This is a genomic window from Candidatus Andeanibacterium sp. (assembly GCF_057143545.1).
This window is the reverse complement of the sequence record NZ_DBNHSF010000136.1, coordinates 1-3597: the sequence shown is the minus strand read 5'-3', so window position 1 is coordinate 3597 and position 3597 is coordinate 1. Positions and strand designations below refer to the sequence as shown.

Genomic DNA, 3597 nt, shown 5'->3' with positions numbered 1-3597 from the left:
ACATATTTCAGTTGGTATCAATCGCATTCTTCCTGGTTTCACTCGCGTTGATTTTTCGGTCTTGGAGAAGGTCGGGCAAATGACCAGCTTCGCCTCCGCCTTCGGCAAGGGCCGCCCGGCGCTCTTGCCCTCTCCCCTTCAGGGGAGAGGGTTGGGAGAGGGGGATGCGTGACCCTGTCCTCACCACCCGCGCGCGCGGAATGCGCAGCCGCATGTCCGAGCCGGAAACGCGAATGTGGCTGCAACTCCGGGCGGAACGCTTCGCAGGGGTGAAGTTTCGCCGGCAGAAGGTGATCGGGAGCTATATCGCCGATTTCGTCGCCAACGATCCCAAACTGGTGATCGAACTGGACGGAGACACGCATGCCGGGCGCGAGGGATACGATGCTGCGCGTTCACGCGATTTGGAAGCTCGCGGCTACACGGTTGTGCGGTTTGCCAATCACGAAGTGATCGGGAACATGGAAGGGGTGTTGACCAGGCTTTCCAGCGTGATTTCGGAATTGCGCAGTCGGCCCCCTCTCCCAACCCTCTCCCCTGAAGGGGAGAGGGCTTTGTGATGACCCGCTTCGCATCAGCCTTCGGCAAGGGCCGCCCCGCCCTCGTCGCCTTTATCACCGCGGGCGACGGCGACACCGCGGCCAATCTCGACGCACTGGTCGAAGGCGGCGCGGATGTGATCGAGCTCGGCATGCCGTTCACCGATCCGATGGCCGACGGCCCGGCGATCCAGGCGGCGAATTTGCGTTCACTCGGCGCGGGGACCAAGACGAAACATGTGCTCGCCCAGGCCGCCGGTTTCCGCGCGCGCCATCCCGAGGTGCCGCTGGTGTTGATGGGCTATGCCAATCCGATGATCCGCCGCGGACCCGAATGGTTCGCCGCCGAGGCTGCAAAGGCCGGGGTCGACGGGGTGATCTGCGTCGACGTGCCGCCCGAGGAGGACGAGGAGCTTGGCCCCGCGCTGCGTGCTGCGGGCCTCGAATTCATCCGCCTATCGACCCCGACGACCGACGCCGCCCGGCTTCCGGCGGTGCTCGCCGGCTCGGGCGGGTTCCTCTATTACGTCTCGGTCGCCGGGATCACCGGCAAGCAGCAGGCGGCGATCGAATCGATCGAAGCAAATGTCCGCCGGATCAAGCAATCGACCGATCTGCCGATCGCGGTCGGCTTCGGCGTGCGCACCCCCGAACAGGCTGAGGCGATCGCCCGGGTCGCCGACGGGGTGGTGGTCGGCTCGGCCTATGTCGAGCTGGTCGGCGAACATGGCGCGGATGCGCCCAGGCATCTCAAGGCCTTAACCGAAGCTCTTGCCAAGGCGACGCACAATGCGCGAAAGGTATCCGCATGAGCTGGCTGTCCCGCATGCGCAACGCGCTTTCCTTCCGGTCGAGCAAGGAAACGCCCGAAAACCTGTGGATCAAGTGCAAGAACTGCAACGAAATGCTGTTCACGCAGGATTACGAGGCAAACCTCCACGTCTGCACCCAATGCGGCCATCACGGGCGGATCGGGGTCGACCTCCGCCTCGCCCAGGTGATGGACAAGGGCTACGAGCTCCTGCCATCGCCCAAGGTCAGGGAAGACCCGCTCAAGTTCCGGGATTCGAAGCGTTACTCCGACCGGCTCAAGGCCGCCCGTGCGGCCAGCCCGCATGACGATGCCTATATTGCCGCGCTCGGCACGATTGAAGGGCGCAAGGCCGTGGTCGGGGTGCAGGATTTCGCCTTCATGGGCGGATCGATGGGGATGGCGGTGGGCGCCGCCTTCTGTGCCGGGGCCGATCGCGCGATCAAGGAGAAATGCGCCTATGTGGTGTTCACCGCCGCGGGCGGCGCGCGGATGCAGGAAGGCATCCTCTCGCTGATGCAGATGCCGAAATCGACCGTGATGACCCGGCGGCTCAAGGATGCCGGCCTGCCCTATATCGTCGTGCTGACCGATCCGACCACCGGCGGGGTGACCGCGAGTTACGCCATGCTGGGCGATATCCATATTGCCGAGCCGGGTGCCCTGATCGGCTTTGCCGGCCAGCGCGTGATCAAGGAGACGATCCGCGAACAGCTCCCCGAAGGCTTCCAGCGCGCCGAATATCTCCACGAACACGGCATGGTCGACATGGTGGTCGAGCGGAAGGATCTGCGCGCGACACTGGCGCAGCTGCTCGACTATCTGAGCCCGGCGAAGGCGGCATGATCACCGATCCGATCCTCCCCTGCAAGGGGAGGTGGCAGCCCGCAGGGCTGAAGGAGGGGTGTCGCCCTCTCGATCGCGGGACACCCCACCACCACCGGGCTGCGCCCGGCGGTCCCCCTCCCCTTGCAGGGGAGGATCATTAGTGCGCGACATGGCCACCTCCGACCATCCCGCCATCCAGCGCGAGCTCGACCGCTTGGAAGCCCTGTCGCTGCCGCAGGGCCGCGTCGGGCTCGAAACCATCCGGGAAATCCTCGCCCGGCTCGGCCATCCCGAGCGCAGCCTGCCGCCGACCTTCCATGTCGCGGGGACCAACGGGAAAGGCTCGACCTGCGCCTATCTGCGCACCATGCTCGAAGCGCAGGGGCTTTCCGTCCATGTCGCGACCAAGCCGCATCTGGTGCGCTACAATGAGCGTATCCGCCTCGCCGGGAAACTGATCGACGACGATCTGCTCGCCGAGCTGCTCAAGGAAGTGCTCGATCTGAGCGAGGACCTTCACCCGAGCTTCTTCGAAGTCACTACCGCCGCGACCTTCCTCGCCTTTTCGCGGATTCCCGCTGATGCCTGCGTGATCGAGGTCGGCCTGGGCGGGCGGTTCGACGCGACCAATGTGATGGAGCGCCCCGCCGCCTGCGGGATCGCCTCGCTCGGGATCGACCATGAGGCCTTTCTGCTGCGCGAGGAGGAAGGCGTGCCGCAAGACCCGCTCGCCCGGATCGCCTTCGAAAAGGCCGGGATCGTCCGCAAGGGGGTGCCGCTGGTGACGCAAAGCTATCCCGAACGCGCGCTGGCCGAGGTCGAAAGGATTGCGAGGGAGCGCGGCGCACCGCATTTCCTGCGCGGGCGGGACTGGGATGTCAGCGCCACAGACCAGCTCCATTATCGCGACGCGAAAGGCGAACTAACCCTCCCCCTGCCCCGGCTCCACGGCCAGCACCAGGCCGACAATGCCGGGCTGGCAGTGGCGCTGCTGCGGCACCAGGACGAAGTCCATGTGTCACCCGAAGCGATGGCCGAAGGGATCCGCAACACCGAATGGCCCGCGCGGCTGCAAACGCTCAAGCCCGGCCCGCTGACCGCGCTCCTGCCCGATGCGGAATTCATCCTCGATGGCGGGCACAATCCCGATGCGGCGCAGGCGCTTGCCCGCACCTTCGGCGATCGCCCGCGGCTCAACCTCGTCATGGCGATGATGAAGAATCGCCCGGTGCGCGAATTCCTCGCGCCGATCGCCGCCAAGGTCGAACGGCTCTATGCGGTGCCGATCCCCGGCTGGCACGAGGATCACGATCCCAAGGACATCTGCCGCGTGGCGCAAGAACTCGGCATCGTGCCCACAGAACCCTCCGCCGATGTCCCGCAGGCGCTCGAACGGCTCAAGGCGCGGATCGAAAGCGA

The 3597-nt window shown here is 65.7% G+C and carries 4 protein-coding genes; all 4 read left to right on the top strand.

The window, feature by feature from the left end:
- The first annotated feature begins 164 nt into the window (after positions 1-164).
- A complete protein-coding gene (locus tag AC16XC_RS08165) occupies positions 165-560 on the top strand; it encodes an endonuclease domain-containing protein (RefSeq protein WP_484034154.1) in 396 nt (131 codons plus the stop codon).
- Entirely contained in the window at positions 560-1351 is a 792-nt protein-coding gene (gene trpA, locus AC16XC_RS08160) for a tryptophan synthase subunit alpha (protein WP_484034153.1), read from the top strand. The genes AC16XC_RS08165 and trpA overlap by 1 nt, the downstream gene beginning before the upstream one ends.
- The gene (gene accD, locus AC16XC_RS08155; protein WP_484034152.1) at positions 1348-2196 is read left to right on the top strand and encodes an acetyl-CoA carboxylase, carboxyltransferase subunit beta; all 849 of its coding nucleotides are present in this window, start codon (positions 1348-1350) and stop codon (positions 2194-2196) included. Before trpA ends, accD begins: the two co-directional genes overlap by 4 nt.
- Positions 2197-2347: 151 nt before the next feature.
- Positions 2348-3597, top strand: a 1250-nt coding sequence (locus AC16XC_RS08150; protein ID WP_484034155.1) for a bifunctional folylpolyglutamate synthase/dihydrofolate synthase, incomplete at its 3' end; no start/stop codon positions are given.